General features: G+C 57.6%; 26 protein-coding genes. 14 read left to right on the forward strand and 12 right to left on the reverse strand.

Annotated elements, in window-relative coordinates:
* The 4 genes from gsiA to gsiD are packed head-to-tail and all read left to right on the forward strand — an operon-like array spanning position 1 to position 5,273.
* Positions 1–1,872 carry a glutathione ABC transporter ATP-binding protein GsiA gene (gene gsiA / locus IM294_RS11945; RefSeq protein WP_045630941.1) on the forward strand — a complete coding sequence of 624 codons (1,872 nt, stop codon included), beginning with the start codon at positions 1–3 and terminating at the stop codon, positions 1,870–1,872.
* Positions 1,873–1,895: 23 nt separating this feature from the next.
* Complete coding sequence (gene gsiB / locus IM294_RS11950; protein ID WP_063154631.1) at positions 1,896–3,434, forward strand: glutathione ABC transporter substrate-binding protein GsiB; 1,539 nt, start codon at positions 1,896–1,898, stop codon at positions 3,432–3,434.
* A 5-nt stretch (positions 3,435–3,439) separates the two neighbouring features.
* Complete coding sequence (gsiC, locus tag IM294_RS11955) at positions 3,440–4,360, forward strand: glutathione ABC transporter permease GsiC (RefSeq protein WP_045630942.1); 921 nt, start codon at positions 3,440–3,442, stop codon at positions 4,358–4,360.
* Between the two features lies 1 nt (position 4,361).
* Complete coding sequence (gene gsiD, locus IM294_RS11960; RefSeq protein WP_028012480.1) at positions 4,362–5,273, forward strand: glutathione ABC transporter permease GsiD; 912 nt, start codon at positions 4,362–4,364, stop codon at positions 5,271–5,273.
* A 63-nt stretch (positions 5,274–5,336) separates the two neighbouring features.
* Here the strand turns inward: gsiD and rimO are convergent, their stop codons facing one another.
* Entirely contained in the window at positions 5,337–6,662 is a 1,326-nt protein-coding gene (gene rimO / locus IM294_RS11965) for a 30S ribosomal protein S12 methylthiotransferase RimO (RefSeq protein WP_041910688.1), read from the reverse strand.
* Between the two features lie 216 nt (positions 6,663–6,878).
* On the opposite strand from rimO, the gene bssR reads away from it, so the two are divergent.
* The gene (bssR, locus tag IM294_RS11970) at positions 6,879–7,262 is read left to right on the forward strand and encodes a biofilm formation regulator BssR (protein WP_047368169.1); all 384 of its coding nucleotides are present in this window, start codon (positions 6,879–6,881) and stop codon (positions 7,260–7,262) included.
* 108 nt (positions 7,263–7,370) lie between these two features.
* Positions 7,371–8,489: a PQQ-dependent sugar dehydrogenase gene (locus IM294_RS11975; protein WP_048957049.1), complete on the forward strand. Its 1,119-nt coding sequence runs from the start codon at positions 7,371–7,373 to the stop codon at positions 8,487–8,489.
* Here the strand turns inward: IM294_RS11975 and IM294_RS11980 are convergent, their stop codons facing one another.
* Positions 8,490–9,116, reverse strand: a complete 627-nt coding sequence (locus IM294_RS11980) for a glutathione S-transferase family protein (RefSeq protein WP_126817728.1) — start codon at positions 9,114–9,116, stop codon at positions 8,490–8,492. It abuts the gene before it with no gap.
* Between the two features lie 240 nt (positions 9,117–9,356).
* On the opposite strand from IM294_RS11980, the gene dacC reads away from it, so the two are divergent.
* Entirely contained in the window at positions 9,357–10,562 is a 1,206-nt protein-coding gene (gene dacC / locus IM294_RS11985; protein ID WP_045260004.1) for a serine-type D-Ala-D-Ala carboxypeptidase, read from the forward strand.
* A gap of 39 nt (positions 10,563–10,601) precedes the next feature.
* Here dacC and deoR read toward each other — a convergent pair whose 3' ends face one another.
* From deoR to IM294_RS12000, 3 genes are all read right to left on the reverse strand, one after another.
* Positions 10,602–11,360 (reverse strand): DNA-binding transcriptional repressor DeoR, encoded by a 759-nt coding sequence (gene deoR, locus IM294_RS11990; protein WP_047368171.1) that lies wholly within the window; start codon positions 11,358–11,360, stop codon positions 10,602–10,604.
* A gap of 66 nt (positions 11,361–11,426) precedes the next feature.
* Positions 11,427–12,035: an undecaprenyl-diphosphate phosphatase gene (gene ybjG / locus IM294_RS11995; RefSeq protein WP_028012487.1), complete on the reverse strand. Its 609-nt coding sequence runs from the start codon at positions 12,033–12,035 to the stop codon at positions 11,427–11,429.
* Between the two features lie 7 nt (positions 12,036–12,042).
* Positions 12,043–12,771 (reverse strand): phosphatase PAP2 family protein, encoded by a 729-nt coding sequence (locus tag IM294_RS12000; RefSeq protein WP_048960863.1) that lies wholly within the window; start codon positions 12,769–12,771, stop codon positions 12,043–12,045.
* A gap of 168 nt (positions 12,772–12,939) precedes the next feature.
* Here IM294_RS12000 and IM294_RS12005 point away from each other — a divergent pair, with 168 nt between their 5' ends.
* Positions 12,940–14,172 carry an MFS transporter gene (locus IM294_RS12005; RefSeq protein ID WP_126817726.1) on the forward strand — a complete coding sequence of 411 codons (1,233 nt, stop codon included), beginning with the start codon at positions 12,940–12,942 and terminating at the stop codon, positions 14,170–14,172.
* A 67-nt stretch (positions 14,173–14,239) separates the two neighbouring features.
* Here the strand turns inward: IM294_RS12005 and IM294_RS12010 are convergent, their stop codons facing one another.
* Positions 14,240–15,052 (reverse strand): Cof-type HAD-IIB family hydrolase, encoded by an 813-nt coding sequence (locus IM294_RS12010; RefSeq protein ID WP_126817724.1) that lies wholly within the window; start codon positions 15,050–15,052, stop codon positions 14,240–14,242.
* Positions 15,042–16,256 (reverse strand): MFS transporter, encoded by a 1,215-nt coding sequence (locus tag IM294_RS12015; protein ID WP_041910681.1) that lies wholly within the window; start codon positions 16,254–16,256, stop codon positions 15,042–15,044. Before IM294_RS12015 ends, IM294_RS12010 begins: the two co-directional genes overlap by 11 nt.
* 81 nt (positions 16,257–16,337) lie before the next feature.
* Between IM294_RS12015 and IM294_RS12020 the strand changes: the two genes are divergently transcribed.
* Complete coding sequence (locus IM294_RS12020) at positions 16,338–16,889, forward strand: TetR/AcrR family transcriptional regulator (RefSeq protein ID WP_028012492.1); 552 nt, start codon at positions 16,338–16,340, stop codon at positions 16,887–16,889.
* Between the two features lie 21 nt (positions 16,890–16,910).
* Here IM294_RS12020 and arsC read toward each other — a convergent pair whose 3' ends face one another.
* The 4 genes from arsC to IM294_RS12040 form a co-directional block, all read right to left on the reverse strand.
* Positions 16,911–17,342, reverse strand: a complete 432-nt coding sequence (arsC, locus tag IM294_RS12025; protein ID WP_126817722.1) for a glutaredoxin-dependent arsenate reductase — start codon at positions 17,340–17,342, stop codon at positions 16,911–16,913.
* 12 nt (positions 17,343–17,354) lie between these two features.
* Complete coding sequence (locus tag IM294_RS12030) at positions 17,355–18,644, reverse strand: arsenic transporter (RefSeq protein WP_126326626.1); 1,290 nt, start codon at positions 18,642–18,644, stop codon at positions 17,355–17,357.
* A 40-nt stretch (positions 18,645–18,684) separates the two neighbouring features.
* Positions 18,685–19,005, reverse strand: a complete 321-nt coding sequence (locus IM294_RS12035) for a metalloregulator ArsR/SmtB family transcription factor (protein ID WP_126817720.1) — start codon at positions 19,003–19,005, stop codon at positions 18,685–18,687.
* Positions 19,006–19,258: 253 nt separating this feature from the next.
* Positions 19,259–20,944 carry an aspartate:alanine antiporter gene (locus IM294_RS12040; RefSeq protein WP_014169303.1) on the reverse strand — a complete coding sequence of 562 codons (1,686 nt, stop codon included), beginning with the start codon at positions 20,942–20,944 and terminating at the stop codon, positions 19,259–19,261.
* Between the two features lie 279 nt (positions 20,945–21,223).
* Between IM294_RS12040 and IM294_RS12045 the strand changes: the two genes are divergently transcribed.
* A complete protein-coding gene (locus tag IM294_RS12045) occupies positions 21,224–21,592 on the forward strand; it encodes an inner membrane protein YbjM (protein ID WP_080339193.1) in 369 nt (122 codons plus the stop codon).
* Positions 21,593–21,622: 30 nt separating this feature from the next.
* Here IM294_RS12045 and IM294_RS12050 read toward each other — a convergent pair whose 3' ends face one another.
* Complete coding sequence (locus tag IM294_RS12050; RefSeq protein ID WP_028012502.1) at positions 21,623–21,892, reverse strand: GrxA family glutaredoxin; 270 nt, start codon at positions 21,890–21,892, stop codon at positions 21,623–21,625.
* Positions 21,893–22,077: 185 nt separating this feature from the next.
* On the opposite strand from IM294_RS12050, the gene nfsA reads away from it, so the two are divergent.
* The 4 genes from nfsA (at position 22,078) to potF (ending at position 25,775) form a co-directional block, all read left to right on the forward strand.
* The gene (gene nfsA, locus IM294_RS12055) at positions 22,078–22,800 is read left to right on the forward strand and encodes a nitroreductase NfsA (RefSeq protein WP_028012503.1); all 723 of its coding nucleotides are present in this window, start codon (positions 22,078–22,080) and stop codon (positions 22,798–22,800) included.
* A 69-nt stretch (positions 22,801–22,869) separates the two neighbouring features.
* Positions 22,870–23,772: a 30S ribosomal protein S6--L-glutamate ligase gene (gene rimK, locus IM294_RS12060; RefSeq protein WP_028012504.1), complete on the forward strand. Its 903-nt coding sequence runs from the start codon at positions 22,870–22,872 to the stop codon at positions 23,770–23,772.
* Positions 23,773–23,835: 63 nt separating this feature from the next.
* Positions 23,836–24,312, forward strand: a complete 477-nt coding sequence (locus IM294_RS12065; protein ID WP_003858385.1) for a YbjN domain-containing protein — start codon at positions 23,836–23,838, stop codon at positions 24,310–24,312.
* A 350-nt stretch (positions 24,313–24,662) separates the two neighbouring features.
* The gene (gene potF / locus IM294_RS12070; RefSeq protein ID WP_028012505.1) at positions 24,663–25,775 is read left to right on the forward strand and encodes a spermidine/putrescine ABC transporter substrate-binding protein PotF; all 1,113 of its coding nucleotides are present in this window, start codon (positions 24,663–24,665) and stop codon (positions 25,773–25,775) included.
* Positions 25,776–25,916 lie beyond the last annotated feature (141 nt).

The raw sequence follows: 25,916 nt of genomic DNA on the forward strand, positions 1-25,916 counted from the left end.
GTGCCGCACACTGAAGAACTGGACAACCGCGAGGTGCTGGCTGTCCATCAGCTGAATATTGCGTTTCAGGAAGAGCGGCAGTTCATCCCCGCAGTACAGAATTTATCGTTCTCGCTCAGACGCGGCGAGACGCTGGCGATTGTTGGCGAATCCGGCTCCGGTAAATCGGTCACCGCGCTGGCGCTGATGCGCCTGCTGGAACAGACGGGCGGGCAAATCAGCAGCGAGAAAATGCTCCTGCGCCGCCGTAACCGTCAGGTCATCGATTTAAACGAGCTGAGCGGCGCGCAGATGCAGGGCGTGCGCGGGGCGGATATTGCGATGATCTTCCAGGAGCCGATGACCTCCCTGAACCCGGTGTTCCCGGTCGGGGAGCAAATTGCCGAGTCCATCCGGCTGCATCAGGGGCTGAGCGGCGATGAGGCGCTTAAAGAGGCCCGACGGATGCTGGAGCTGGTGCGCATTCCGGAGGCGCAGGCCATTCTGGGGCGCTACCCGCATCAGCTTTCCGGCGGCATGCGCCAGCGGGTGATGATTGCCATGGCGCTCTCCTGCCGTCCGGCGGTGCTGATCGCCGATGAGCCGACGACGGCGCTGGACGTGACGATTCAGGCGCAGATCCTGCAGCTCATCAAAGTGCTGCAGCAGGAGATGGAGATGGGGGTGATTTTCATCACCCACGATATGGGCGTAGTGGCTGACATCGCCGATCGGGTGCTGGTGATGCATAAGGGCAATGCTGTGGAAACCGGTGCGGTCGAGCAGATTTTCCATGCCCCCGAGCATCCTTACACCAAAGCGCTGCTGGCGGCGGTGCCGCGGCTTGGGGCAATGAACGGCAGCGATTTGCCGCGTCGTTTTCCGCTGATTTCCCTGGAGGCGACAGAGCCGCAGGAGGATGAAGGCGAGCAGGACACCGTGGTGTCGGGCAAACCGATACTCGAAGTGCGCAATCTGGTGACCCGCTTTCCGCTGCGCAGCGGAATTTTCAACCGCCTGAAGCGCGAAGTGCATGCGGTGGAAAACGTCAGTTTTGATCTCTGGCCGGGTGAAACGCTGGCGCTGGTAGGAGAGTCCGGCTGCGGGAAATCCACCACCGGGCGGGCGCTGCTCAGGCTTGTGGAGACCCAGGAGGGGACGATAACCTTTAACGGTGAACGTATCGACACTCTGCCAGATAATAAATTACAGGCGATACGGCGAGATATTCAGTTTATCTTCCAGGATCCGTATGCCTCTCTCGACCCGCGCCATACGGTAGGGTACTCAATTATGGAGCCGCTGCGGGTGCATAACCTGCTCGACGGCGAGGCGGCTCAGCGTCGCGTGGCCTGGCTGCTGGAGCGCGTTGGCCTGAAGCCGGAACACGCCTGGCGTTATCCGCACGAGTTTTCCGGCGGGCAGCGGCAGCGTATCTGCATCGCCCGCGCGCTGGCGCTGAACCCGAAGGTGGTGATTGCGGATGAGTCCGTCTCGGCGCTGGATGTCTCGATCCGGGCGCAAATTATCAACTTACTGCTGGATTTACAGCGGGATATGGGGATTGCCTTCCTGTTTATCTCGCACGACATGGCGGTGGTTGAGCGCATCAGCCACCGCGTGGCGGTGATGTTTATGGGGCAAATCGTGGAGATTGGCCCGCGAAGGGCGGTGTTTGAGAACCCGCAGCACCCCTATACCCGCAAGCTGATTGCGGCGGTGCCGGTTGCCGATCCCGCGCACCGCCACGGCCAGCGCGTGCTGCTGCAGGATGAGATGCCGAGCAACATTCGTAAACGCGGCGAAGCCGTGGAGCGCGTCACGCTGCGTGAGGTTGGTCCGGGCCACTTCGTGGCTCCGCCGCGCCAGGACAATGCCTTCTCACGTTTATAACTTACAACAGGCAGGAGAACACAATGGTTACATTTGTAGCGCGTAGATGGTTGTTAGCCGCGAGCGTGACGGCAGCCCTGGCCGCTGCCCCCGCGTTCGCCGCCAAGGACGTGGTGGTTGCCGTCGGCTCCAACTTCACCACGCTCGATCCGTACGACGCCAATGACACGCTCTCCCAGGCGGTGGCGAAATCGTTCTATCAGGGGCTGTTTGGTCTCGACAGAGAGATGAAGCTGAAAAATGTGCTGGCGGAGGGGTACACCGTATCCGACGACGGGCTGGTCTATACCATCAAGCTCCGTTCCGGCGTGAAGTTTCAGGACGGGACTGATTTCAATGCGGAGGCGGTAAAGGTCAACCTCGACCGTGCCAGCAATCCTGAAAACAGCCTCAAGCGCTATAACCTGTATAAAAATATCGCCAGCACCGAGGTAGTTGACCCGGCAACGGTAAAAATCACCCTGAAAGAGCCATTCTCCGCGTTTATCAATATTCTGGCGCATCCGGCGACGGCGATGATCTCGCCCGCCGCGCTGAAAAAGTACGGTAAAGAGATCGGCTTCCACCCGGTGGGAACCGGTCCGTACGAGCTGCTCACCTGGAACCAGACCGATTTTGTGAAGGTGAAAAAATTCGCGGGATACTGGCAGCAGGGTCTGCCGAAGCTGGACACCATCACCTGGCGTCCGGTGGTGGATAACAACACCCGCGCGGCAATGCTGCAAACCGGCGAGGCGCAGTTTGCCTTCCCCATCCCGTATGAGCAGGCCGCCATTCTGCAGAAAAACAGCAAGCTGGAGCTGGTTGCCAGCCCGTCTATCATGCAGCGCTACATCAGCATGAACGTCACGCAGAAGCCGTTCGATAACCCGAAGGTGCGTGAAGCCATCAACTATGCCATTAACCGTCAGGCGCTGGTGAAGGTCGCTTTTGCGGGTTATGCCACCCCGGCCACCGGCGTGCTGCCGCCGTCTATTGCGTATGCGCAAAGCTATCAGCCGTGGCCGTACGATCCGGCCAAAGCGCGCGAGCTGCTGAAAGAGGCGGGTTTCCCGAACGGCTTCAGCACCACGCTGTGGTCGTCGCATAACCACAGTACCGCGCAGAAGGTGCTGCAGTTCACCCAGCAGCAGCTGGCGCAGGTGGGGATTAAGGCGCAGGTCACCGCGATGGATGCCGGGCAGCGTGCGGCAGAAGTGGAGGGGAAAGGGCAGAAAGAGAGCGGCGTGCGGATGTTCTACACCGGCTGGACGGCCTCGACCGGTGAAGCCGACTGGGCGCTGTCGCCGCTGTTCGCCTCGCAGAACTGGCCGCCAACCCTGTTCAACACCGCGTTTTACAGCAATCCGCAGGTGGACAAAGACCTGGCCGATGCCCTGAAAACCACCAAACCGGAAGAGAAAGCCCGCCTCTACAAGGACGCGCAGGACATTATCTGGAAAGAGTCGCCGTGGGTACCGCTGGTGGTGGAGAAACTGGTCTCAGCCCATAACAAAGCGCTGACCGGGTTCTACATCATGCCGGACACCGGCTTTAGCTTTGACGATGCGGATTTAAAATAAACCTCATGCTGAATTATGTTTGTAAACGTCTGCTGGGGCTTATCCCGACGCTGCTGATAGTGGCGGTGCTGGTGTTTTTGTTTGTCCACATGCTGCCGGGCGATCCGGCGCGTCTGGTAGCCGGGCCCGAAGCGGATGCCACCGTCATTGAGCTGGTGCGTAAACAGCTGGGCCTCGACCAGCCGCTGTATATGCAGTTTCTGCACTATATGTGCAACGTTTTGCAGGGCGACTTTGGTATTTCAATGGTGTCGCGGCGTCCGGTGTCGGAGGAGATTGCCAGCCGCTTTATGCCCACGTTCTGGCTAACGATTGCCAGCATGGGCTGGGCGGTGGCGTTTGGGCTGGGCGCGGGGATTATTGCGGCCGTCTGGCGCAACCGTTGGCCGGACAAGCTCGGCATGGCCCTGGCGGTGACCGGCATCTCCTTCCCGGCGTTCGCGCTGGGGATGCTGCTGATGCAGATCTTCTCCGTCGAGCTGGGCTGGCTGCCGACCGTCGGGGCCGATACCTGGAAGCATTACATTCTGCCCTCCATGACGCTGGGCGCTGCCGTGTCGGCGGTGATGGCCCGCTTTACCCGCGCCTCGTTCGTGGACGTGCTGAGCGAAGATTATATTCGCACCGCGCGGGCGAAAGGAGTCAGCGAGAAGTGGGTCATTCTCAAGCACGGGTTCCGCAATGCGATGATCCCGGTGGTGACGATGATGGGGCTGCAGTTTGGTTTCCTGCTGGGTGGCTCTATCGTCGTGGAAAAGGTCTTCAACTGGCCGGGGCTGGGGCGCCTGCTGGTCGATTCCGTCGAGATGCGCGACTACCCGGTGATTCAGGCAGAAGTCCTGCTTTTCTCGCTGGAGTTTATTCTTATCAACTTAGTGGTGGACGTGCTCTACGCCGCCATTAACCCGGCCATCAGGTATAAGTAAGATGCGATTGTTGAACTGGCGGCGTCAGGCCGTTTTGAACGCGATGCCGGGGCTGAAACCGGAGCATGTCCGCACCCCGTGGTCCGAATTCTGGCGACGTTTTCGCCGTCAGCCAGTCGCAATGGCGGCGGGGCTGTTCGTGCTGGTGCTAATTGCGGTGGCGATCGTTGCGCCGTGGGTAGCGCCGTTTGATGCGGAAAACTACTTTGACTACGACCGCCTGAACGACGGCCCCTCAATGCTGCACTGGTTCGGCGTGGACTCGCTTGGCCGCGATATCTTCAGCCGCGTGCTGGTGGGGGCGCAAATTTCTCTCGCCGCCGGGGTAGTCGCGGTGCTGATCGGCGCGGCTATCGGTACCGTGCTGGGGCTCGTCGCCGGGTATTATGAAGGCTGGTGGGATCGCATCATCATGCGCATCTGTGACGTGCTGTTTGCCTTTCCCGGCATTCTGCTGGCGATTGCCGTGGTGGCGATCATGGGCAGCGGCATGGCCAACGTCATTATCGCGGTGGCGGTCTTTTCGATTCCGGCCTTTGCCCGCCTGGTGCGCGGCAACACGCTGGTGCTGAAACAGCAGACGTTTATTGAATCCGCCCGCAGCATGGGGGCCAGCGATACCACCATTCTGTTCAGCCATATTCTGCCCGGGACGGTGTCGTCCATCGTGGTCTATTTCACCATGCGTATCGGCGTGTCGATTATCTCGGCGGCCAGCCTGTCGTTTCTGGGGTTAGGGGCACAGCCGCCGACGCCGGAGTGGGGTGCGATGCTGAACGAGGCGAGGGCCGATATGGTGATTGCGCCGCACGTGGCGATCTTCCCGAGCCTGGCGATTTTCCTGACCGTGCTGGCGTTTAACCTGCTGGGGGATGGACTGCGCGACGCGCTGGATCCGAGGATAAAGGGGTAGTGCAGTGAAATGTGCCGGGTGGCGGCTTCGCCTCACCCGGCCTGTAAAAGATGTGCAGTGAGATTAAACCCGGCTACCCCACAGGTCATACTCGTCCGCGTTTTCAACTTTGACGCGAATAATATCACCTGGCTTAACGTTGGTTTCGCCGTTCAGGTACACCGCGCCGTCGATTTCAGGGGCGTCCGCCATGCTGCGGCCAATCGCGCCTTCTTCGTCCACTTCGTCGATGATAACCATGATCTCGCGGCCCACTTTTTCCTGCAGACGCTCGGCAGAAATCTGCTGCTGAAGCTGCATGAAGCGGTTCCAGCGCTCCTCTTTCACCTCTTCCGGCACCTGGTCTGCCAGCTCGTTGGCGGTTGCGCCTTCCACCGGGCTGTATTTGAAGCAGCCGACACGGTCCAGGCGCGCTTCTTTCAGGAAGTCGAGCAGCATCTGGAAGTCTTCTTCGGTTTCACCCGGGAAGCCGACGATAAAGGTGGAGCGCAGGGTCAGATCCGGACAGATCTCACGCCACTGCTTGATGCGCGCCAGCTGTCGGTCAACGGAGCCAGGACGTTTCATCAGCTTCAGGATACGCGGGCTGGCGTGCTGCAGCGGGATGTCCAGGTACGGCAGAATTTTGCCTTCCGCCATCAGCGGGATCACGTCGTCAACGTGCGGGTACGGGTAGACGTAGTGCAGACGCGTCCAGATACCGAGCTTAGCCAGCTGCTCGCACAGGCCCACCATGCTGGTTTTCACCGGCTCGCCGTTGTGGAAACCGGAGCGGTGTTTAACGTCTACGCCGTAAGCCGAGGTGTCCTGGGAGATGACCAGTAGCTCCTTCACGCCCGCATCGGCCAGACGTTTCGCTTCCGCCAGCACTTCGCCAATCGGACGGCTCACCAGATCGCCTCGCATCGACGGGATGATGCAGAAGGTGCAGCGATGGTTGCAGCCTTCAGAAATTTTCAGGTAGGCGTAGTGACGCGGCGTCAGCTTCACGCCCTGTTCCGGCACCAGGCTCAGGAACGGGTTGTGCTTTGGTTTTGGCACGTAGTGATGAACATGTTCCAGCACCTGCTCGTAGCTGTGCGGGCCGGTGATCTCCAGCACCTTTGGGTGCACTTCGCGGATTTGGTCCACTTTCGCGCCCAGGCAGCCGGTAACAATCACTTTACCGTTTTCGGTCAGCGCTTCACCGATGGCTTCCAGTGACTCCTGAACCGCGCTGTCGATAAAGCCGCAGGTGTTAACGATCACCATATCGGCGTTGTCGTAGCTTGGCACCACGTCATAGCCCTCGGTGCGCAGTTCGGTCAGGATGCGTTCTGAATCCACCAGGTTTTTCGGGCAGCCCAGGGAGACGAAGCCGATTTTCGGCTGGTGCGTAACATTGCTCATAGGTTAAAAATTCATCAATTATGGAGTTATCAGGGCGGGATTTTACAGCGTATCGCGGGGGATTTATACACTCTTTGCAAGGAGGATGCGCCAGGCAAAGGTTGTAACATTGTAAATAATGTTAATCAGTTAAGAATAATTGATCTCAAGCATTAAACTGTACAAAAAATGACCTTATTCTGAATGTGCAACATGGCTGACAGAGGAGGAAATAGCATGTCCGTTGACAGACTGAAACGCGATCTGCTTAACAAGCTGATCAACGCCCGAATCGACCTGGCCGCCTATCTGCAGCTCAGAAAGGCAAAGGGCTATATGTCAGTCAGCGAAAGCGAACATCTGCGTGATAATCTGTTTGAACTGTGTAATTTCATGCGTGAAAAAGCACCGACCCTGAAGGCGGAATACGATGAAAGCGAGCTGATGGCGCTGCGTCGCGCCGCTGAGGTGCTCTCCATTGCAGGGGTATGTTTGATGAACGGACGCCACGACTGCCCGACTTTTATCGCTGTTAACGCGGAGAAGCTTGAAAACTGCCTGACAACGCTCTCTCTTTGCATCATGTGTCTTAACAAGCACGAGACGCTTGCACAGCACTGAGTTCGGGGGGAGACAACTCCCCCCATCTGATTAAGCTTTTGTAAAAGTGGTAACGCGCCCGGAGGTAATGGCTAATCTTTATGCCATATGCCGAAAAAGGAGCGCTTTATGCCTCGATCCTCGTTGATTTTCCTGCCTGCATTGTTCATTCCGTTTTCGCTTCTTGCTGCGCCAGAGGCGGTAAAGGTTGAGGTGCTGCAAAACCGACTCGATCACCCCTGGTCGATGGCGTTCCTGCCGGGTAATGACGGTTTACTGGTCACTCTTAAGGGCGGGCAGCTCAAGCGCTGGCAGGCCGGGAAAGGACTTTCCGATCCCATTGTCGGCGTGCCGAAGGTGTGGGCGAACGGCCAGGGAGGACTGCTGGACGTGGTGCTGGCGCCTGATTTTGAAAAGTCGCGCCGCGTCTGGCTGAGCTATGCCGAAGCCGGGCGTGACGGCAAGGCCGGAACGGCGGTGGGCTATGGCCGCCTGAGCGACGATCTTTCCCGCATCGAGGGATTCCAGGTGGTGTTCCGCCAGATGCCGAAACTCTCAACCGGTAACCATTTTGGTGGGCGACTGGTGTTCGACGGCAAAGGGTATCTCTTTATTGGACTCGGTGAGAACAACCAGCGCCCGACGGCGCAGGATCTGGACAAGCTGCAGGGTAAAGTGGTGCGCCTCACCGAAGACGGTAAAGTGCCGCCGGATAACCCCTTTGTTAACACCTCCGGCGCGCGGCCGGAAATTTGGTCCTACGGCATTCGTAACCCGCAGGGGATGGCGATGAACCCGTGGAGCGACACGCTGTGGCTGAACGAGCACGGCCCGCGCGGCGGGGATGAAATTAACATCCCGGAGAAGGGCAAAAATTACGGCTGGCCGCTGGCGACGCACGGCATTAACTACAGCGGGCTGAAAATCCCGGAAGCCAAAGGCGAGCACGTTGAGGGAGCCGAAAAGCCGCTGTTTGTCTGGAAAGTGTCGCCCGCGGTCAGCGGCATGGCGTTCTATAATAGCGACGTGTTCCCGCAGTGGAAAAACAAGCTGTTTATTGGGGCGCTGAAGGAAAAGGACGTTATCGTGCTGAGCGTGGACGGCAATAAGGTGACGGAGGACGGGCGGATCCTGGGCGACCGGGAGCAACGTATTCGCGATGTGCGGGTGGGGCCGGATGGCTATCTGTATGTCCTGACCGACGAAACGGACGGGCAGCTGTTAAAAGTCAGCCCGTCCGGTGCGTAATCAGGTGACCGGGATCATCACCACGTTACGGTACGCCGGGCGCTCGCTAAGCTGCTTAAGCCAGCGGTCAAGGTTCGGGCGCGGCGTCCATTTCAGACCGAGGTTAGTCAGGTTCCAGATGAACGGCGCTACGGCAATGTCCCCCACGCCGAACGTATCGCCGGAGAACCAGGCGTGCTTCGCCAGCTCATCGTCCATCATCGCAAACAGGTTTTCGCAGGCATCCTGCGCGGCATGAATGGCGGGGTAGTCGCGCTCGGCTTCAGGGGTTCTCACCAGCCCCATCAGGATCACGCGGTGAACGGGAGAGAGCGTCTGATTTGCCCAGTCCATCCACTTCTCACCCTGCGCGCGCTGCGCCGGGTTTTCAACCCACAGGCGGCCAAGACCGTACTGGGCGGCGAGGTAACGCACAATAGTGTTGGACTCCCAAAGCGTTGCGTCTGTTTCGTCATCGCGCAGCAGCGGCACCAGGCCGTTCGGGTTCATCGCCAGATAGTCGGCCTCTTTGTTCACGCCGAACGACATGCCAGCCATGATTTGGTTAAACGGTAAATCCAGTTCCTCCAGCGTCCAGAGCACTTTCTTAACGTTGGTCGAATTATTCCTGCCCCACAGCGTAATCATATTTACTCCTGTTGAGTGTGAATCCGGGTCGGCTTTTTGCCATGGTGAGATAAACCTAACAATTACGCAACAGAAGACAAAAAAATCGCCTGAATCAAAGCGTAAATGAATGTTATTGCATAAACTTTAATAACTTTACCCTCGTTGGGTTTCTTTAACCGTTTTAGTGCGCTATTACTCATCGCTTCTTGCGACACGGTGATGTGACGTAATTTTTGAATGGACACTCGGGTGGCATTTATGACGCGAAAAATGACTTCTCTGCGCAGCCTGGCGGCAGGCTCTGCGCTTCTTTTCCTGTTTGCACCAACACTCTACGCGGCTGAACAGGCTGCGCCCGAAGCGCCGCCTGTGGACGCGCGCGCCTGGATCCTGATGGACTATTCCAGCGGTAAGGTGCTGGCGGAAGGCAATGCGGATGAGAAACTCGATCCGGCCAGCCTGACCAAAATCATGACCAGCTATGTGGTCGGGCAGGCGTTAAAAGCGGGCAAGATCAAGCTGGACGATATGGTTACCATCGGGAAGGATGCCTGGGCGACCGGCAACCCGGCGCTGCGGGGCTCGTCTGTGATGTTCCTGAAGCCTGGCGATCAGGTCTCCGTCTCCGATCTGAACAAAGGGGTAATCATTCAGTCGGGAAATGATGCGTGTATCGCGCTGGCCGACTACGTTGCCGGCAGTCAGGATTCTTTCATTGGTTTGATGAATGGCTATGCGCAAAAGCTCGGCTTAACCAACACCACCTTCAAAACGGTCCACGGCCTGGATGCGCCGGGACAGTTCAGTACCGCGCGCGACATGGCGCTGCTGGGAAAAGCGCTGATCCACGACGTGCCGGATGAATACGCCATCCACAAAGAGAAAGAGTTTACCTTCAACAAAATTCGCCAGCCGAACCGCAACCGCCTGCTTTGGAGCAGCAACGTTAACGTGGACGGAATGAAGACCGGCACCACGGCCGGCGCGGGCTACAACCTGGTGGCCTCCGCGACGCAGGGCGACATGCGCCTGATCTCGGTGGTGCTGGGCACCAAAACCGACCGCATCCGCTTTAACGAGTCAGAAAAACTGCTGACCTGGGGCTTCCGCTTCTATGAAACCGTGACGCCGATTAAACCGGATGCCACGTTCGTCAGCCAGCGCGTCTGGTTTGGTGACAAGAGCGAGGTGAATCTGGGGGCGGGTGAGGCCGGTTCCGTGACCATTCCACGCGGTCAGCTGAAAAACCTGAAAGCAAGCTATACCCTGACCGACCCGCAGCTCACCGCGCCGCTGAAAAAAGGCCAGGTGGTCGGGACGATTGATTTCCAGCTAAACGGCAAGTCGATTGAACAGCGTCCGCTGATTGTGATGGAAGCGGTGGAAGAGGGCGGCTTCTTCAGCCGGATGTGGGATTTCGTGTTAATGAAATTCCATAGCTGGTTTGGCAGCTGGTTTAGTTAAGTTTGATGCCGGGTGGCGCTGCGCTTACCCGGCATAACCTCAATACATCAACTTCACCTGCTGTGCCTTTGCATGGGCCACAATCTCGTCATCGGGGCGGCAATCGCTGACGATGGCGTCAAACTGCGCCAGCTCGCCCATTCTTGCCGAACGCACCTTGCCAAACTTGCTGTGATCGACCACCAGCACATGATACTGCGCGGCATTTAACGCCCAGTGCTTGACCGGCAGCTCCTCCAGATTAAAGCAGGTTGCACCCTGGCGCACGTTCACGCCTGCGGCAGAATAAAACGCGATGTCCGGGCATAAATTGCTAAGCGTGTCCTGCAGGTTAAGCGGTTTAAAGATGGCGTTGCTGGCGTGAAACTCGCCGCCGCAGAGGATCACCCGGCACTCGGGTTTCTCCTGAAGCGCCAGAAAGGTGTTCAGGGAGTAGCACACCGCGGTAAAGGGAATACTGCTGTCAATGGCTTCGATAATCCACGGCGTAGTGGTGCCGCAGTCAAAAAACAGCGTCTGGTGCGGCTGAACCAGCGTAGCCGCAAGGCGCGCGGCTTTACGCTTCTCTTCAACCAGACGCGTCTTCTGGTCGCTGATCAGATAATGGCTGGCGCTGCGCGGCTCAAGGACGATGTACCCGCCCAGCAGTACCACGGGGGCGCTGTCGCTGTTCAGATCGCGACGAATGGTCATCTCTGAGACGCCGAGGAGGTTGGCGGCTTCCTTCAGATGCAGCTTATCGCTGCGCTTCAGCGCCTGCAGCAGCTGAGCAATGCGGTCATCGCGTCGTGTTTCCATAGTTCCTCGGGATAAAAAAGTGAGCCCCCGCAGGGCGGGGGCTCAGTGTAACCTGTCCGGTTGGGGTTAGTCACGTATCCAGCCCTTGCGGATCGGGATGGCAAAAATGGCGCGATAGAGCGAAGAGAGCCCGCGGTAGAGCGCCTCACCGAAGAGATTCCACAGGATAGCCGCGCTCACGCAGCCAATCAGCCCCACCAGGAAACCGCCCACCATATCCAGCGGCCAGTGGACGCCAAGATAGACGCGCGACCAGGCGATAGCCACAGCGACCACCATCAGCACCGCACCCGACCACAGGCGATGCCAGAACAGGAAAGCCAGCGCGAAGGTGAAGATAACCGTACCGTGATCGCTCGGGAAAGAGTCATCCGGCGCGTGGTGCAGGAAGGTGTAGCCAATGCGATCGACAAAAGGACGATCGTGCGGGAACGCGTGGCCGAGAAGATAGCTGACCAGCACGCTTACCCCGAGCGCCATCGCGACTTTGATCACCAGTTGGCGCTGAGCCTTAACCTGGCTGCGCGGCCCCCACAGCCAGAGAATGGCAGCCAGCGCAGGCACGATGCTGATAAGGTCTTTCGCCAGAAAGGTGGCAAAATCAATCATCCACTCTGGCGAGGCCGGGGTGGCGTTGATTAGATAAAACAGCTGATAATTCAGATTCTCTAGCATAGCGTAATCACTCTTTTGCAAACCGGGTGGAAACCAGCCCGTAGACCGCCACCTGGGAAAACCAGACCCACCACCCGGCCCACAGGTTGTGAGAGAAAAAATGTGCCCCGCGCATCACCTGACCGAAGCCCATCGCCAGACCCATAACCGCGCCAAGGACCACAAAGCTCCAGGCGAGACGCGGACGCTCGCGCCAGAAGGCAAAAAACAGCCCCATCACCATAAAGCCGCTGGAAGAATGGCCACCCGGGAAGCAGCGGCCCGGACCGCTGTCTGCCGGAACAGCACTGAACAGGGGGTAAGACACGGCCTTACCGCCATATTCCACCAGATCCCACGGGCAGCTGTGGTGGCTGATGCTTTTCAGCACGCCAACCACCAGCGCGCCAAGCCCCATCAGCAGCGCGGCTGTGACAAGCCTTGCGTTATGTTTGTAAGCGCCGTAAAGCAGCGCCACGGCGCCTAAGGCAATCGCAATGTACTTCGCCAGACGATGGTTCAGCAGATCCAGCAGGTGGTCTTTCTGCAGCGGGAAAGTCTGTGTCGCCGCGTCATACCAAAAACCGGTGATCCATCTGTCGAGCGCTTCATCGCGCGATAGCCACGTAAACACCACGGCAAGCGCTACTAGCACCAAAAGCTGATAACCATAAAAGCGGGACGGTAAGCGGTAAAGCTGTTTTGTCTTATTAGTCTGTAAGTTAGACAATTCTGAACGGCTGGAAGTGAGTGCCATAATTAGGGATCATTGACGAGTAATCGCGCTATCATAAATCTGTCAACTTAAGGAAACCTTAAACGAAGACGATATGTGCTTTATTTCTGTTTCTCTTCGATAAATCACTATCTCGGATTACGGCATTTCATTAAACTCGTCGCGATTTTGTCATTATAAAGAGATTGCATGTTAAACCGTTCTTCTTCTGGTTCACGTCTGGGTCGTCAGGCGTTGCTTTTCCCTCTGTGCCTGGTGCTCTACGAATTCTCTACCTATATCGGCAACGATATGATCCAGCCCGGTATGCTGGCCGTTGTGGAGCAATACAACGCGGGAATCGAGTGGGTGCCGACCTCCATGACCGCCTATCTGGCTGGCGGCATGTTTTTGCAGTGGCTGTTAGGCCCGCTGTCGGATCGTATTGGCCGCCGTCCGGTGATGCTGACGGGCGTGGTGTGGTTTATCGTTACCTGCCTCGCCACGCTGCTGGCGCAAAACATTGAACAATTTACCCTGCTGCGTTTCCTGCAGGGGGTGAGCCTGTGCTTTATCGGCGCCGTGGGGTATGCCGCCATCCAGGAGTCGTTTGAGGAGGCGGTGTGTATCAAAATTACCGCGCTGATGGCGAACGTGGCGCTGATCGCCCCCTTACTCGGGCCGCTGGTGGGGGCCGCGTGGGTGCACGTTGCGCCGTGGGAAGGGATGTTTGTGCTCTTTGCTGTTCTCGCCGCCATCGCGTTCTTCGGCCTGCACCGCGCGATGCCAGAAACGGCTACCCGTCTGGGCGAAAAACTCTCGTTGAAAGAGCTGGGCCGGGATTACAAAGCAGTGTTGCAAAATGGCCGCTTTGTGGCGGGGGCGCTGGCGACCGGATTCGTTAGCCTGCCTCTGCTGGCGTGGATCGCGCAGTCACCGGTTATTATCATCAGCGGTGAAAAGCTCAGCAGCTACGAGTACGGCCTGCTGCAGGTGCCGATCTTTGGCGCGTTGATTATCGGTAACCTGGTGCTGGCCCGTCTGACGTCTCGCCGCACCGTGCGTTCACTGATTATCATGGGCGGCTGGCCGATTGCGGCAGGGCTGATTCTGGCTGCGGTAGCGACCGTCGCGTCATCCCACGCCTACCTGTGGATGACGGCGGGGCTGAGCATTTATGCCTTCGGAATTGGCGTGGCGAACGCTGGTCTGGTGCGCCTGACCCTGTTTGCGAGCGAGATGAGTAAAGGTACGGTCTCTGCGGCGATGGGCATGCTGCAGATGCTGATTTTTACCGTCGGTATCGAGGTGAGCAAGCACGCTTACGCGCTGGGCGGCAACGGGTTGTTCAGCCTGTTTAACCTCGCCAACGGCGCGCTGTGGGTAGCCCTGATAGTGGTGTTCCTGAAGGACAAACGCGTCGGAAACGCCCTGCAACCATAATCTTTTTTCCCTCTCCCCATTGGGGAGAGGGCCTGGGTGAGGGGCGAGGCCGCCAGACCGCACGCGGTCAATTAAACGGTGCCTCCCCGTTCAACACCTTCTCAATCACGTTTAAAACGCCTTCCTCGTTATTATGCGGTGCTTCAAAGCGCGCCTCCGCTTTAATATGCGGTTTGGCATTTGCCATCGCAAAGCTGAACCCGGACTGACGCAACATCTCCACGTCGTTGCCGCTGTCACCAAAGGCCACCACTTCGCTGTCCTCGATGCCCCAGCGCGTTTGCAGGATCCGCAGGCCGTTGGCTTTATGCACGCCGGGGATAATCAGGTCAATGCTGCCGTGACCGGTAGTGACGGGCACCATAATGTCACTTAACTTTTCATGCAGCAGCGCCTGAATGCGCGGAATTTCGTCATCGGAAACGTTGAGCCCGAACTTGAAGAAGATGTCGTTCAGGCTGTTGAAATCCTGCACCCTTTCGAGGCGGTGATAATATTTTGACGCGATATCAAGGAAGGCATCGTCATAGGTCTTAAGCGTGTAGGCGCTGCCTTTCCCGCAGGCGATAATCTCAATGCCGGGGACGTCATTTAAGACGGTGGCCACGGTGCTGAAATGCGCTTTTGTCAGCTCGCCGTTGAAGACATCTTCCCCGGCATCGACCACCCAGCCGCCGTTTTCGGCAACAAAGGCAATTTCATGCGCGATCTCCGGGAAGAAGGAGATCAGCTGGTAATACTGGTTGCCGCTGGCGACCACAAAGCGAATGCCTTGCTCCTTCATGCGCGCATACTGCGCCAGAAAGCGCGGGCGGTTATAGGTCTTGGCATCACTCAGGAATGTGCCATCCATGTCGACGGCGATCAGTTTAACGCTCATATCCCTTCTCCATTGACGTTTGTTCCGTTTCCGGCTTTGCCACCGCGCGCGCCACCAGCGCCGCGATAATCACCAACCCTAACACCACCAGCATGGCGCTGCGCAGCCCGTAGTGCTCACCGAGGAAACCGAGCAGCGGCGGCCCGACCAGAAAGGCGAGGTAGCCCGTGGTCGCCACCACGCTGACGCGGGTCGGGGCATCCGGGCCGGTGTCGCTGGCGGCCGAAATAGTCAGCGGGAAGCCGAGCGACGCGCCCAGACCCCAGAGGATCACCGAGACCCCGGCAATCCAGTCCACGTCCACAAAGACGATCATCGCGATACCCAGGCCGCCGAGCAGGGCGCTGGCGCGCACTACCGCCACGCGGCTGTAGCGGTCAATAAACCAGCCGCCGGTGAAGCGCCCGACGGTCATCCCCAGCGTAAACCCGGCGTAAATCAGCGAGCCGGAGGTCGGACTAAAGCCGTGGCCGTCCACCATCAGCAGCGGCAGCCAGTCGTTGGCAGAACCTTCCGCGAACGCCATCGCCAGCACCACCACGCCGATGAGCATCAGCTGGAAATCGCGGTAGAAGGGCAGCCCTTTTTCCGTCGAATGCTGTTCTTCAGCGGAATTCTTGCCGGTACCGTTCGGGATCGCCCGAATGCCGGTCAGGATCGGAATGATGCATACCAGCGCCGCCAGCAGGATATGCAGATTCGCGCTCATGCCAAAGGCCGTCAGCGCCATCCCGACGCCCGCACCGGCGAGCGTGCCGAGGCTGTAAAATCCGTGCATCATGGGCAGCACGGTTTTGTTCATCTCGCGCTCGACCGCCGCCCCTTCAACGTTAATCGCAACCTCTGCCGAGCCGAAGCTGCCGCCAAATACCGTCAGCCCCAGGGCAAACAGCACCGGCGAAGCAAACCACAGCGCGACGCTTAGCACGATCATCCCAATTACCGCGAAGCACATGGTGGTGCGGATCACCGCCCGCGTGCCAAAGCGCTTCACCAGCCACGCGGAGCAGAGGATGCCGCTCATGGAGCCTATCGACAGGCCGAACAGCACGATGCCCATCTCCGCGGTGGAGACGGACAATATATCGCGAATGGCGGGCGTACGTGTGGCCCAGGAGGCCATCAGCAGACCGGGAATAAAGAAGAACATAAACAATGCCCACATGCGTAGTCGCAGGGCGTTGCGGGAAGAGGTCAGCGTCATTGGGGTAGCACCAGAAGTACAACAGTAGCGACAACACTAGCAAGTTTGTGTACATTTGTACACAAACCAGGTGAGGGATTTATGAGCAGACCACCGAACGATCCGCATCGACGTGAAAAAATTCTCCAGGCGACGCTGGACACCATTGCCGAACACGGGATTCACGCCGTCACGCACCGCAAAATCGCCACCTGCGCGGGCGTGCCGCTGGGGTCAATGACCTACTATTTCGACGGCATGGAGCCGCTGCTGGAGGAGGCCTTCACGTGGTTTACCCGGCAGATGTCGCAGCAGTACCGGGATTTCTTCGCGGGCGTCACCGGGCCGGAGATGGCGTGTGAATCCATCACCACCCTGATCCACAGCTCGCAGGTGACCACGCCGCACAACATGGCGCTGATGTATCAGCTTTACGCCTTTATGCACCGCAGCGCGGCGCTCAAAACGGTGATGCAGGACTGGATGAAGATGAGCCAGACCACGCTGGAGCAGTGGTTCGACCCGGTCACCACCCGCGCGCTGGATGCCTTCATCGAAGGGATGACGCTGCACTATGTGACTGACCGAGAGCCATTAAGCCGGGAGGAAATTCGGGCGATGGTGGGGAGAATTGCGGGCGAGGGGAACCCTTAGGCATCACTCGCCCTGCCTGTTTTACCTGTGTTCGATTTTTTTCCCGCTGGCGTCCACGACGGCTTCGCCATCCTCTTTACTAAACGCGCCTTTCTGCGCGTCCGGCAGGATGTCGAGGACGACTTCAGACGGGCGGCACAGGCGGGTGCCCAGCGGCGTGACCACAATCGGACGGTTAATCAGAATCGGGTATTGCAGCATAAAGTCGATAAGCTGGTCGTCGGTGAAGATACCTTCGGCCAGGCCGAGCTGTTCATAGGGCTCCACGTTTTTGCGCAGCAGATCCCGCACCGAAATCCCCATATCGGCAATCAGGGTGGTCAGCTTATCGCGCGACGGCGGGGTTTCCAGATAGAGAATAATCTCTGGCTCCGTACCGCTGTTGCGGATCATCTCCAGCGTATTGCGCGAGGTGCCGCAGGCGGGGTTGTGGTAAATGGTGATGTGGCTCATATCAGTGGCTCATTACAGTGTGAAGGAGAGACGTAGCGCCAGCGCGGCGAGCGTCACAAACAGGACCGGCAGCGTCATGATGATGCCCGTCCGGAAATAGTAGCCCCAGGTTATCGTCATGTTTTTCTGCGCCAGCACGTGAAGCCAGAGCAGGGTGGCGAGGCTGCCGATAGGCGTGATTTTCGGCCCCAGATCGCAGCCAATCACGTTGGCGTAAATCATCGCGTCCTTGAGCAATCCCGTCGCCGTACTGCCCTCAATGGAGAGCGCGCCAATCAGCACTGTGGGCATATTGTTCATTATGGATGACAGGAACGCGGTGATGAACCCGGTTCCCAGCGTGGTGGCCCACAGTCCGTGTCCGGCCAGGCTATTCAGCACGCCTGTGAGATAATCCGTCAGCCCGGCATTGCGCAGGCCATACACCACCAGATACATCCCGAGCGAGAAAATAACAATTTGCCAGGGTGCGCCGCGCAGCACTTTTCCGGTGTTTATTGTATGTCCCCGTTTTGCGACAGCGAATAAAATCAGCGCGCCGACGGTGGCGACGGCGCTGACCGGAATGCCGAGAGGTTCAAGCACAAAGAAGCCGACGAGCAGAAGCAGCAGCACGATCCAGCCCGTTCTGAACGTCGGGAGATCGTGAATGGCCCGCGCGGGCTCCTGAAGTTTCGCCAGGTCATACTCCGGGGGAATTTCCTTGCGGAAGAAGAGATGCAGCATCACCAGCGTTGCGACAATCGCGGCGATATCAACGGGGATCATCACCGAGGCGTATTCGCTGAACCCCAGCTTAAAGAAGTCTGCCGACACGATGTTGACCAGGTTGGAGACAATCAGCGGCAGGCTGGCGGTATCGGCGATAAAACCTGCCGCCATCACAAACGCCAGCGTGGCCTGCTTGCTGAACCCCAGCGCCAGCAGCATGGCGATGACGATAGGCGTCAGGATCAGCGCCGCGCCGTCATTGGCAAACAGCGCCGCCACGGCCGCACCCAGCAGCACGATATAAGTAAACAGCAATCGCCCGCGACCGTTTCCCCAGCGGGCAACGTGCAGCGCCGCCCACTCGAAAAAGCCGGACTCATCCAGCAGCAGGCTGATGATGATGACGGCGATAAACGTCGCCGTGGCGTTCCAGACGATATTCCAGACCACAGGTATATCGTTAATGTGAATTACCCCGCTGGCCAGCGCCAGCACGGCGCCAATGGTCGCGCTCCAGCCGATACTGAGCCCTTTGGGCTGCCAGATGACCAGTACCAGCGTAAACAGAAAAATTGCCCCTGCCAGAAACATCTTTTACTCCGTTATATCTGTTTTTGTGAATGTATTGTTATCAGCACGAGCCTGGAAGTCGGTTTTTAAGCTTCATGCGCGTCTCTTCCCGCAGGCAGTTCCAGCTGGTGTCGATAACGGCTGCCGCCCATGCCGGCATGTTGGGAGAGAGACGGTAATGGACCCATTTGCCCTCGCGACGATCGATAACCAGCCCGGACTCGCGCAGCAAGGCCATATGGCGGGAGACTTTCGGCTGCGGTTCGCTGGTGGCGGAGCAGAGATCGCAGACACACAGCTCGCCCGCTTCACGGAGCAGCATGACGATGGCGAGCCGCGTTTCGTCGGAGAGGATTTTGAAGAGCTGGAGCGGGTGGAGCATGGGTGTTCCTGAGGGTAGATTAAATCATATTCGTTTAATCATATATGTTTTGGTGGGAAGAGAGAAGGTCAGATTACAGGACGGGGAATTTCAGGCAACAAAAAACCCATCAACCTTGAACCAAAACGGCGGGGTTGATGGGCTCCACAAATTGGGGACATCAAAGAAAAGCAGTGGCACTAGTTATGACTGCCCCCTGCTAAAAAAGTTCTGCGCGTTACAAAAATTTTTTCATTACGCGCAAACTTAGGAGTTATCCGAGTCCCGGCCAGATGATGATAATCAGCGTACCCGCCAGCGTCAGCAGTACGTTCGCGATAGCATAGGTGCCTGCATACCCCAGCGCCGGGATGTTGCTGCGCGCGGTATCGCTGATGATTTCCATCGCCGGGGCACAGGTACGGGCCCCCATCATTGCCCCGAACAGCAGGGCGCGGTTCATACGCAGCACGTAGGCGCCGAACAGGAAGCAGATCACCACCGGCACCAGGCTGACGATAAGGCCGGAAACCAACATCTGCCAGCCGACGGCGCCGAGGCTGTGGCCGATGCCGCTGCCCGCGCTCAGGCCGACGCCCGCCATAAACACCATCAGACCGAACTCTTTCACCATGTTCAGCGCGCCCTGCGGAATGTAGCCGAAGGTCGGGTGGTTCGCTCGCAGGAAGCCCAGCATGATCCCGGCGAACAGCAGACCGGCGGCGTTACCGATGCCGAAGCTAAAGTTACTGAACTGGAAGGTGATCATCCCGATCATCAGGCCAACAATGAAGAAGGCGCAGAAGGCCAGCAGGTCGGTGACCTGGCTGTGAATGGAGATAAAGCCGATGCGGTCGGCAACGGTTTTTACGCGTCGCGCATCGCCGCTGACCTGCAGCACGTCGCCTTTGTTGAGCACAACGTTGTCGTCGATAGGCATCTCAATCTGGCTGCGGATCACGCGGTTGAGGAAGCAGCCGTGGTCGGTCAGCTTCAGCTGCGCCAGGCGGCGGCCCACGGCGTTATGGTTTTTCACCACGATCTCTTCGGTGACGATACGCATGTCGAGCAGGTCGCGGTCGAACACCTCTTTGCCGTTACGGAAGCTCGGGTCGAGACGGGCGTGCGCGTCCGGGTAACCCACCAGCGCGATGTCGTCGCCCATCTGCAGCACCGCGTCGCCGTCCGGGTTCGCCAGAATACCGTTGCGGCGGATACGTTCGATGTAGCAGCCCGTCTGGCGGTAAATCCCCAGTTCGCGAAGATTTTTGCCGTCTGCCCATGCCACCAGCTCCGGCCCGACGCGGTAGGCGCGGATAACCGGGAGATAGACTTTACGTTTGGAATCGGTATCCAGGCCGCGCTCGCGGGCGATTTGCTGGGCGCTGGTCTGCAGATCCTGGTGCTGCAGTTTTGGCAGGTAGCGTGCGCCAACGATCAGGCTCACCAGACCAATCAGATAGGTCAGGGCATAGCCCAGGCTCAGATGGTCGAGGGCGGTAGAGAGCTGCGCGCCCGCCATGCCGGAATGCCGCAGCGTATCACCGGCGCCCACGAGCACGGGGGTGGAGGTCATGGAGCCAGCCAGCATACCGGCCGTAAGCCCGATATCCCAGCCAAACAGTTTGCCCAGTCCTAACGCGATCAGCAGCGCGCTGCCGACCATCACCAGCGCCAGCATCAGATAATTTTTGCCGTCGCGGAAGAAAATTGAAAAAAAGTTAGGTCCCGCTTCTACGCCAACGCAAAAAATAAACAGCATAAAACCTAAGTTCAGCGCGTCCGTGTTAATGCTGAAGTGCTGCTGGCCTAATAATAAGGAGACGACTAAAACGCCAATGGAATTACCGAGTTGAACCGAACCCAGGCGCAATTTACCCAGGCAAAGACCCAGCGCCAGTACCACAAATAATAACAGGATGTAATTCCCATTTAACAAGTCTGCGACGTTTATATTCACGGAGGCTAACTTCTTGTTTACCAGTAAGTTGTTGAATGAAAGGACTTTTTGGGCTACTGTTTTCTGGATCAGGGAAAAGCGCTAACGCTCCCTGTTTCCTGCTTTATTCCCTAAAACATTAGCTGGCGTGTAGTTTAATCGCATTAGCTACTGACAGCTACTGATTATCGCATCACCCTGTGCGTACTTTGGCATGGATTGCCGCACTGCTTTATCTGACTGGGCGTCTACCCGACGAATGTGTATTTGATAGAGATAAGTCAGGAGGATAGTTTGAATATGAAACGAAACTGGGCGGGGGTGATCAGCTGTTTTTTGCTGTTCACGGTCGTGTGCATGTCGCTCGCATTTAATGTAAAGGGCGCGTTCAGGGCGTCCGGGCATCCTGAGCTGGGGTTGCTCTTCTTCACGTTGCCGGGGGCTGCCGCCAGTTTTCTCTCCCGTCAAGGGGAGGTGGTGAAGCCGCTGCTGGGCGCCATGCTCGCTGCACCGCTGTGTCTGCTGATGATGCGCCTGATGTATATTTCAACGCGGAGTTTCTGGCAGGAGCTGGCGTGGTTGCTGAGCGGCGTATTCTGGTGCGCGCTTGGCGCGCTGTGCTATCTGTTTGTGCGCAGCCTGGTTCAGCACCGACGGCACCGCAAATAAAAACGCCCTCAGGGTGAGGGCGTCTCTTCATTACTGCTCGGCAAACAGGCCCAGATGCTCTTTGGCGTAGGCCTCAAAGTCGGTGCAACCGCCGATGTGTTTCTGATCGAGGAAGATCTGCGGCACGGTTTCAACCGGCTTACCGACGGTTTTTTCCAGGTCGGCTTTGGTGATGCCTTCCGCGTGGATGTCCACATAGCGGAAGTTGAAGTCATCGCGCTCTTCGGTCAGTTTCTCAGCCAGCTCTTTCGCGCGCACACAGTAAGGGCACCCTGGACGACCAAAAATTACTGCAAACATTTCTCTCTCCTCAAAAAACAAGCCTGACGGCGAATGACTCGTATAGTGCCCCATAACCCGCCGTCATTAAAGAAGGTTTCGCCTGTCGTTATAATACCTATGAGCTATGTTTCGCCAATTACACCGCGCACATCATTGCCTATACTGGCTGCCATACGTATTAAGCAAGACTAAAGAGAGACAAGATGACGCCAACCATAGACCTGCTCCAGTCCCACCGCTCCATTCGCCACTTTACCGATGAGCCGATTACCGAGGCGCAGCGTAATGCGATTATCGACAGCGCAAGAGCCACCTCCAGCTCCAGCTTTTTGCAGTGCAGCTCGATTATCCGTATTACTGATAAGGCCATGCGTGAACAGCTGGTGACGCTCACCGGCGGGCAGAAGCATGTGGCTCAGGCAGCCGAGTTCTGGGTGTTCTGCGCCGACTTTAACCGCCACCTGCAGATCTGCCCTGAGGCGGAACTTGGGCTGGCCGAACAGCTGCTGCTGGGCGTGGTGGATACCGCGCTGATGGCGCAAAACGCCTTTACGGCCGCGGAATCGCTGGGGTTAGGCGGTGTCTATATCGGCGGGCTGCGTAACAACATTCAAAGCGTGACCGACCTGCTGAAGCTGCCAAAACACGTGCTGCCGCTGTTTGGCCTGTGCCTCGGCTGGCCGGCGGACAACCCGGATCTCAAGCCGCGCATTCCTGCCGCGATGCTGGTGCATGAAAACCATTACCAGCCGGTCGATCAGGATGTCCTGAATCAATACGACGAAGAGCTGGCGAACTACTACATGACGCGCGGCAGCAATAACCGTCGCGACACCTGGACGGACCATATTCGCCGCACCATCATCAAAGAAAACCGCCCGTTTATTCTTGAGTATCTGCACAAGCAGGGCTGGGCAACGCGATAGTCCATTCCTCCTGCGCCTGCCTGCGTATATGATATGCAGGCTTTTTCCATGTCTTCAGAGAGGTGCAGGGTGAAAATTGCCATATTGTCCCGGGATGGAACGCTCTATTCATGTAAGCGCCTGCGAGAAGCGGCGGCGAAACGCGGGCATCAGGTTGAGATCCTCGACCCGATGTCCTGCTATATGAACATCGACCCCGCCGCCTCGTCGATTCACTACAAAGGCCGCAAGCTGCCGCACTTTGACGCGGTGATCCCCCGCATCGGCTCCCAGATTACCTACTACGGCACCGCCGCGCTGCGCCAGTTCGAGATGCTGGGCAGCTATCCGCTCAACGAATCCGTCGCCATTTCCCGCGCCCGCGACAAGCTGCGCTCTCTACAGCTGCTCGCCCGACAGGGGATCGATCTCCCCGTCACGGGCATTGCTCATTCACCGGACGACACCAGCGATCTGATCGATATGGTGGGCGGCGCGCCGCTGGTGATCAAGCTGGTGGAAGGCACGCAGGGTATTGGCGTGGTGTTAGCGGAAACGCGTCAGGCGGCGGAGAGCGTGATCGACGCCTTTCGCGGGCTGAATGCGCACATTCTGGTGCAGGAGTACATTGAAGAGGCGAAAGGGCGCGACATTCGCTGTTTCGTGGTGGGGAACGAGGTCGTGGCGGCCATCGAGCGCCAGGCCAAAGAGGGCGACTTCCGCTCTAACCTTCACCGCGGCGGCGTTGCGCGGGTAGCCGATATTAGCGAACGCGAACGGGAAATAGCCGTGAAAGCGGCGCAAACCCTGGGTCTGGACGTAGCGGGCGTGGACCTTCTGCGGGCGACGCGCGGGCCGCTGGTGATGGAGGTGAACGCCTCCCCGGGGCTGGAAGGTGTGGAAAAAACCACAGGGGTCGATATTGCAGGTAAAATGATCTCATGGATCGAGCGTCATGCCACGCCGGGTTACTGTCTGAAAACGGGCGGTTAAATGGATTACCGGGCGCTTTTTGAGTACCCTATGCGAAGTTTTTACTAAAGAGGCTGCACAGCGATGGATTTACAGGTCGTACCTACACTGGATACGTTACGTCAATGGCTTGATGATGCCGGGATCACCTTCTTCGAATGTGATTCCTGCCAGGCGCTGCATCTGCCTCATATGCAGAATTTCGACGGCATTTTCGATGCCAAAATCGATCTGATTAACGACGTGATCCTTTTTTCCGCGCTGGCCGAAGTGAAGCCTTCTGCGCTGCTGGCGCTGGCCTCCGATCTCTCGGCTATCAACGCCAGTTCTTTGACGGTGAAAGCATTTCTCGATATACAGGACGATAATCTGCCAAAACTGGTCGTTTGCCAGTCTTTATTCTCCGGGGCAGGGCTGTCGTTCAAGCAGTTCGCCTGGTTTATGCGCCTGAGCGAAGAGCAAATTTCCATGGTTATGATGGAAGCCAATGCACATCATCTGCTGTATAGCGCGGAAGACGATGCTGAGAATAATGATGCATCTCCCAATTTTCTTCACTAAGCCTGTCTGACTTTTGCGCAGTCGCTGCCATAGCGGCTGCAGAAGGCCATTTTTTCTGCTGCCTTTAACCTTTCTTTAAAGAATTTTTCACCTCCCTCAAGGCCATTTCGGCTTATCACGTAGACTTAACCTGCATAAAAAATTGATAAAAGGCGTTTTTTCGTCTGGGCTATAGCCGGAGACACGGGCTACAGTTATTCTTGCGATGCTTAAAAAAGCGAGCGGATCCTGCCGGGTAAAGAGGTTTCTTTTTATTTTGAGCAGAGCGACAAACTATGCATGATTTTTGCATATATCCAGATTGCACAGTTTAGTTCGTTTGTTAACGAGCTTTCAGAAGGAATAACACTATGATCGCCTTGAATAAAAAATGGTTATCGGGTCTGGTTGCGGGTGCTCTGATGGCCGTCTCTGCCGGCACGCTCGCTGCGGAACAAAAAACGCTGCACGTATACAACTGGTCTGACTATATTGCGCCGGACACGGTCGCTAATTTTGAAAAAGAGACCGGCATTAAAGTGGTCTATGACGTTTTCGATTCCAACGAAGTGCTGGAAGGAAAGCTGATGGCAGGCAGCACCGGTTTTGACCTGGTCGTACCTTCCGCAAGCTTCCTGGAGCGTCAGCTGACGGCGGGCGTCTTCCAGCCGCTGGACAAGAGCAAGTTATCGAACTGGAAAAACCTCGATCCGGAAGTGCTGAAGCTGGTGGCGAAGCACGACCCGGACAACAAATACGCCATGCCTTACCTGTGGGCGACCACCGGTATCGGCTACAACGTGGATAAAGTCAAAGCCGCGCTGGGCCCGGACGTTAAGCTGGACAGCTGGGACGTGGTGCTGAAGCCGGAAAACCTTGAGAAGCTGAAAAGCTGCGGCGTCTCCTTCCTCGATGCGCCGGAAGAGATTTTCGCCACCGTGCTGAACTACCTGGGCAAAGACCCGAACAGCAATAAAGCCGATGATTACACCGGCCCGGCGACCGATCTGCTGCTGAAGCTGCGTCCAAACATTCGCTACTTCCATTCGTCACAGTACATCAACGACCTGGCGAACGGCGACATCTGCGTGGCGATCGGCTGGGCAGGGGACGTGTGGCAGGCGGCGAACCGTGCGAAAGAGGCGAAAAACGGCGTGAATGTGTCCTACTTCATTCCGAAAGAGGGGGCGCTGGCCTTCTTTGACGTCTTCGCCATGCCGGCTGACGCGAAAAACAAAGAGGAAGCCTACCAGTTCCTGAATTACCTGATGCGTCCTGAGGTGATTGCCCACATCAGCGACCACGTTTACTACGCCAATGGTAACAAGGCCTCCGTGCCGCTGGTGAGCGAAGCGATCCGCAGTAACCCGGCAATCTATCCGCCAGCGGACGTGTTCGCCAAGCTGTTCACCCTGAAGGTTCAGGATCCAAAAATTGACCGCGTGCGTACCCGCGCGTGGACCAAGGTGAAAAGCGGTAAATAACGGCGTTAGGTAACGTTGCCCGGTGGCGCTATCGCTTACCGGGCCTACACAACCCGTAGGCCGGGCAAGCGTTCGCGCCGCCCGGCGATGCGCACCCAGACGGTGCGTTTGCACCAGTATTGATCTATGCCGGAGAGCACC

It is taken from the genome of Enterobacter cloacae complex sp. P43RS (assembly GCF_014930585.1).
In the GTDB taxonomy this organism is placed as follows: Bacteria; Pseudomonadota; Gammaproteobacteria; order Enterobacterales; family Enterobacteriaceae; genus Enterobacter; species Enterobacter bugandensis.